Annotated in this window: 5 protein-coding genes; all 5 read right to left on the reverse strand. The window is 64.0% G+C overall.

What is annotated here, in order from left to right:
• Positions 1-2: 2 nt before the first annotated feature.
• Entirely contained in the window at positions 3-1,016 is a 1,014-nt protein-coding gene (locus tag EN742_RS20775; protein ID WP_127406640.1) for a class I SAM-dependent methyltransferase, read from the reverse strand.
• A gap of 84 nt (positions 1,017-1,100) precedes the next feature.
• Positions 1,101-3,251, reverse strand: coding sequence for a polyribonucleotide nucleotidyltransferase (gene pnp, locus EN742_RS20780; protein WP_126056661.1), 2,151 nt, complete (start codon positions 3,249-3,251; stop codon positions 1,101-1,103).
• Positions 3,252-3,668: 417 nt separating this feature from the next.
• Positions 3,669-3,980: a 30S ribosomal protein S15 gene (rpsO, locus tag EN742_RS20785; protein WP_281033073.1), complete on the reverse strand. Its 312-nt coding sequence runs from the start codon at positions 3,978-3,980 to the stop codon at positions 3,669-3,671.
• A 151-nt stretch (positions 3,981-4,131) separates the two neighbouring features.
• On the reverse strand, positions 4,132-5,226 hold the full coding sequence (corA, locus tag EN742_RS20790; protein ID WP_127406244.1) for a magnesium/cobalt transporter CorA: 1,095 nt from the start codon (positions 5,224-5,226) through the stop codon (positions 4,132-4,134).
• A 144-nt stretch (positions 5,227-5,370) separates the two neighbouring features.
• The coding region (truB, locus tag EN742_RS20795) for a tRNA pseudouridine(55) synthase TruB (protein ID WP_128333219.1) at positions 5,371-6,138 on the reverse strand (768 nt) is incomplete at its 5' end.

Consider the following 6,138-nt stretch of genomic DNA (forward strand, 5'->3'; position numbering starts at 1 on the left):
GATTACAGGCGCGCCGAAAGCACCTTGAACATGCCGTCGCGGGCGACTTCGACATGGCTCGAAAAGGCCGCCGCCAGCACCGCTTCGTAAGGCAACTGGCGGTTCGCCACCATGAACAGCCGCCCTCCAGGCTTCAGCGCCTTGCCCGCCGCCCGGATGATGCCGGCGCCGACCTCGGGCTCGGCCGCCCGGCCGCGGTGGAATGGCGGGTTCATGAGGATGGCGTCATAGCGCCGCTCGACCGGCTCGCCGAGCAGATCGGCCCAGAAGAAACGCGGCGCTGCGGACGTGTTGTTCACATTGGCCTTCGCCGCTTCCAGCGCCTCGAAGTCCGCCTCGAAGAGATCGAGCGCGGTGAGGCCCGGGAACCGGGGCGCGACCTCGGCGGCCACATAACCCCAGCCGGCGCAGAAGTCGGCAACGATGCCCTTGAGGTCGCCCGGCAGGCTTTCCACCAACAGTTTCGAGCCGGTGTCGACGCGATCGAAGGAGAACATGCCCGGCGCGGTGTGGAAGCGGCCCTCGACCAGAACGGCCGGATTGGCCGCGCGCAGCACCGCCGCCGCTCCTGCGTCGACGGGCCGGCGGAACCAGAAGGCAACGCCGTGATGCTTGGGCAGGTGGCCGTCGAGCGGCACGAGCTCATCGATGCGTTTGCGCAGGGACGCGATGCCGTCCTCCTTGCCACCCGCGACCACGATCAATCCGCCCGCTGCCACGCGCTCGATCGCCTCGGCGACACGCAGCTCGTTCTGGCCGCGATGGCGCCCGGCGAGCATGAGTGCGGTGTCGAAGCTCGCGCCTTCCGCTCGCGGCAGGACATCGAAGCCTGCCGCCTGCAGCGCACGGAAATGCGACCGGAAGCCCTGCACGAGATGGAGCGCGGCAGCAAACCCTTCGGGCAAGCGGAAACCGGGCTCGGCGCCAAGAAAAAGCGCGCGTTCGCCCATCCCGGGCAAGGGCAGGGCCTCGGCCTCATAGGGATGGAACAGCGTCTTCAGCGGCTCTACTGACATTTCCTTGCCCCGTGGGAAACAAGCCCCCTAAACGAAAACGGGCGCGACATCGCCGCGCCCGTCTCAACTATCCGGTCAGACCGATCAGGCCGCGTCTTCCTCGCCGCCTTCGGCCTTCTTCTCGCGCACGATTTCCTTGCCGGTAGCCTGGTCGACGACCTTCATCGACAGGCGGACCTTACCGCGCTCGTCGAAGCCCATCAGCTTGACCCATACCTTGTCGCCTTCCTTGACGACGTCGGAGGTCTTGGCGACGCGCTCGTTGGCCAGCTGCGAAATGTGGACGAGGCCGTCGCGCGGACCGAAGAAGTTGACGAAAGCGCCGAAGTCGGCGGTCTTGACGACCGTGCCTTCGTAGATCTCGCCGACTTCCGGTTCGGCAACGATGGTGTGAATCCACTTCCTGGCCGCCTCGATCTCCTTGGCGTTGGATGAAGCGATCTTGACCGTGCCGTCGTCCTCGATGTTGATCTTTGCGCCGGTCTTCTCGACGATCTCGCGGATGACCTTGCCGCCGGAGCCGATGACATCGCGGATCTTGTCGGTCGGGATGTGCATGACCTCGATGCGCGGCGCAAATTCACCGAGCTCGGCGCGGGCACCGGACAGCGCGTGGGCCATCTCGCCGAGGATGTGCAGGCGGCCGTCCTTGGCCTGGCCGAGCGCGATCTGCATGATCTCCTCGGTGATGCCGTCGATCTTGATGTCCATCTGCAGCGAGGTGACGCCGCTGGCGGTACCGGCAACCTTGAAGTCCATGTCGCCGAGGTGGTCCTCGTCGCCGAGGATGTCGGAGAGCACCGCGAAGCGCTCGCCTTCCTTGATCAGGCCCATGGCGATGCCGGCAACCGGCTTGGCGATCGGCACGCCGGCATCCATCAGCGCCAGCGAGGTGCCGCAGACGGTGGCCATCGAGGACGAGCCGTTGGACTCGGTGATCTCCGAGACGACGCGCAGCGTGTAGGGGAACTGGTCGGCGGAGGGCAGCATCGGCCGGATGGCGCGCCAGGCGAGCTTGCCGTGACCGATCTCGCGCCGGCCCGGCGAACCCATGCGGCCGGTCTCACCGACCGAATAGGGCGGGAAGTTGTAGTGAAGGAGGAACTTCTCCTTGTACATGCCGGTCAGCGAGTCGACATACTGCTCGTCCTCGCCGGTGCCGAGCGTGGCGACGACCAGCGCCTGGGTCTCGCCACGGGTGAACAGCGCCGAACCGTGGGTGCGCGGCAGGACGCCGACTTCGGAGACGATCTTGCGCACTGTCTTGAGGTCGCGGCCGTCGATGCGCGAGCCGGTGTCGAGGATGTTCCAGCGCACGACCTTGGCCTGGAGTTCCTTGAACACGGTGCCGATCTGCTCGGACGTGTACCTGGCTTCCTCACCTTCGGCCGGGGCGAACGCCGCCTTGACCTTGGCCTTGACAGCGTCGACGGCGGCGTAGCGGGCCTGCTTGTCGGTGATCTTGTAGGCATCGCGAAGTTCATCGCCGACGATCTTCAGCATCTCGCCTTCGAGCTCGGAATAGTCCGGCGCGGTGAAGTCGCGCGGATCCTTGGCGGCAACCTCGGCCAGCTTGATGATGGCGTCGATCACCGGCTGGAAGCCCTTGTGGCCGAACATCACGGCGCCGAGCATCAGCTCCTCGCTGAGCTCCTTGGCTTCCGATTCGACCATCAGCACGGCTTCCGACGTGCCGGCGACGACGAGATCGAGCTTGGATTCCTCCATCTCGTCAATATGCGGGTTGAGCACATATTCGCCGTTGATGTAGCCGACGCGGGCGCCGCCGATCGGGCCCATGAAGGGGACGCCCGACAGCGTCAGCGCTGCCGAGGTGGCAACGATCGACAGGATGTCCGGATCGTTCTCGAGGTCGTGCTGGACGACGGTGACGACGATCTGGGTGTCGTTCTTGTAGCCGTCGGCGAAGAGCGGGCGGATGGGGCGGTCGATCAGGCGGGAAACCAGCGTTTCCTTCTCGCTAGGACGGCCCTCGCGCTTGAAGTAGCCGCCCGGGATCTTGCCGGCGGCATAGGTCTTTTCCTGGTAGTTGACGGTCAGCGGGAAGAAATCGAGGCCGGGCTTCGGTTCCTTCATAGAAACGACGGTGGCGAGGACGACGGTCTCGCCGTAGGTGGCGAGCACGGCGCCGTCAGCCTGGCGGGCGATCTTGCCGGTTTCCAGAACGAGCGGACGGCCGCCCCACTCGATTTCCACTTTGTGGTAGTTGAACATATCTTGTCCTTCATATGCGGAAAGGGTCGCGCTGCTTGATCATGCGCGGATGCCCTTTCCCCTGGCTTCTTTTCTCGGGCAGCCACGGGCAAGACAACGGGAAGCTCATGTCAATCTCGGCACGATGGCCGCACGAGCGTCCTGCAATCCTGCCCCATGACCGTCCATGGGCGGTTCCGAGTGGCCCTCTGCTTTCTCGAAACCGGGTGGCCGATCGATCCGAACGGCCTTGCGCATGACCCCGAAAGCCTCGGCTCTCGAAACGCGCCCTGCGCAAATGCGAACTTTGCGAAGCGTCCATTTGCGCATCCAAACCGATGCGCGGCGCTTCATTTCCCTCATTGGCGCACTGGAGAGATCCGATGCGCCAATGCGCGACCGGCGGGCTCTCCCGAGGAAAGCCCGCCGGTCAATTCGTCAACGGCGCAGACCGAGCTTCTCGATCAGCGTCTGATAGCGCGCGTCGTCCTTGCGCTTGAGATAGTCAAGCAGGCTGCGGCGCTGGGAGACGAGAGCGAGCAGACCACGGCGGGAATGGTTATCCTTCTTGTGGTCCTTGAAGTGGTCGGTCAGGTTCTTGATGCGCTCGGAAAGAATGGCCACCTGGACTTCCGGAGACCCGGTATCGCCCTTGGCGGTCGCGAATTCAGTCATCAATTCCTTCTTGCGCTCGGCAGTAATCGACATCGTGTTTTTCCTTATCTGTTGGAGGAAACGGGACGCCCTCAGCCGGGATGTCGTCCAGCAGGGGCCGGTGCAAGCAACGCGTCAGGGCGCGAAGCTGCCGGGCATATAGTGCAATTCCCCAGAAAACGCCAGCCCATTTCACGAGCCGGCTTGTCGCAGGCCTTTTGCAGTCAAACCGAAGATTTGCGTTCGACTACAACCACTTCTTCCATTTGAAGAAGGCAATGAGCCCGACAGCAACGAGGCCCATGAACACCAGTGCGGTGGGATAGCCGTAATAGGCTTTCAGCTCCGGCATGTTCCATGGCGATGTGTCAGGATCGAAATTCATGCCCCAGACGCCGACCAGGAAGGTAAGCGGCATGAAGATCACCGAGACGATGGTCAGATAGGAGATGACGTCATTGGTGCGCGCCTGGCTAAGCGACAGATGCATCTCGATCAGCCCAGTCAGCAAGTCGCGCTGGGTTTCGACCAATTCGATCAGCCGCAGCGAATGATCAAGCGTATCGTTGAAGAAGACCTTGGTCTCCGCTTTCACGTAAGGCACGTCGTTGCGGATCAGCGTCGCCAGCGCATCGCGCATCGGCCAAAGCACGCCCTTCAACACATTGGCGTCGCGCCGCAACTCGTGCAACTGCCGCATCTGCTGCTTGTGCGGCGCGTGCAGCATCTCGTCCTCGATGCTGTCGACCAGTTCACTGGCGGCCTCGATCGGCGGGAAATAGCTGTCGACGATGGCGTCGATCAGCGCATAGGCGAGATAGTCGGCGCCGCGCGCGCGCAGCCGATTCGGCACCGAGCTGGCGATGCGCTTGCGCACCGGATTGAACGGGTCGCCCTCGCGCTCCTGGAAGGTGACGACGAAGTTGTTGCCGAAGAAGACCGCGATCTGCTCGTAGCGATGGGCCGTGACGTCGTCGATCATGCGCATGACGACAAAGGCGTGGTCCTCGAAGAAATCCACCTTCGGCCGCTGGCCGCTGTTGACGACATCCTCCAGCGCCAGCGGATGCAGGCTGAAGATGCGGCCGATCTCCTCGATCAGCGGGATGTTGGCAAGACCGGTGCAATCCAGCCAGACGACCGGCCACTGGTCGCAATGCGTAGTAAGATCGTCGATGCTGGCGTTCTCGATGGTTTTGAATTTCTCCGGCGAGATCAGCGTCAGCCGGAGCTCGCTGCGCCGCGCCGCGGGGTCGGCGATCAGCGTGCCCGGCGAAGCGCCGACCGGCGGCCGCCTTGTTTTCAGCGGCGCGCGCTTCCTGATCGTCTCAGCCTTTGCCATGTCCCCCTCAAGCGCAGTGTCGCCGCGAAATTAGAGCAATTCCAAGAAAAGTGTGAAACGGTTTTCCGTCCGGAATTGCCCCAAAACAAGGAGATAGAGCGGTTTGGCGTTCCGTGAAACAATGAACCCTCTAGCTGAACGCCGTTACCCGGCAAAGACACGCTTGGGCTTGAACATGCCTTGCTCGATGGCGCCGATGGCGACCAGCCTGCCACGCACGGTTGCGCAGGCCTCCTCGGCCTCGACCGGCGCGTCGCGGCCACGGATGATAACCGGATTGCCGAGCCGGATCCTGGTCGCCGCGTCGTCGCTGACCACGACCTGCGGCAAGCAATCGAGCGCCGCCGCGGTCTCGACCAGCAGCGCGTCGATCGCGCCGAAGTCGATGGGTGTTTCGGGGGCGTCGGCATCGCCCTGCGCCGCATCGGGTTCGCCGAAACGCGCGGCTTCCAGTTCGGCGATGGTGACGAAGTCTTCCGGCGTGAAAGGCTCGACCTCGACGCGGCGCAGTTCCGCGATATGGCCGAAGCAGCCGAGGTCGCGGCCCATGTCGCGGGCGAGCGAGCGTACATAGGTGCCCTTGCCGCACTCGACCTCGAAAACGGTGCGGTCGGCGCCGTGCTCGACGATGTCGAGGCGGCCGATCTCGATCTCGCGCGCCGGTATGTCGACCGTCTCGCCCTCGCGGGCAAGGTCGTAGGCGCGCTCGCCCGCGATCTTGATGGCTGAGAATTGCGGCGGCGTCTGCATGATGACGCCGGTGTACTTCGGCAATAGCGCCCTCACCTCGGCCTCGGCCGGACGGCGCCCCGAACTGTTGGTCACCGGGCCTTCGAGGTCGTCGGTCGATCGCTCCTCGCCCCAGGCGACCGTGAAGCGGTAGACCTTGGCGCCGTCCTGCACGTAAGGCAC

Source organism: Mesorhizobium sp. M4A.F.Ca.ET.020.02.1.1 (assembly GCF_004022645.1).
In the GTDB taxonomy this organism is placed as follows: Bacteria; Pseudomonadota; Alphaproteobacteria; order Rhizobiales; family Rhizobiaceae; genus Mesorhizobium.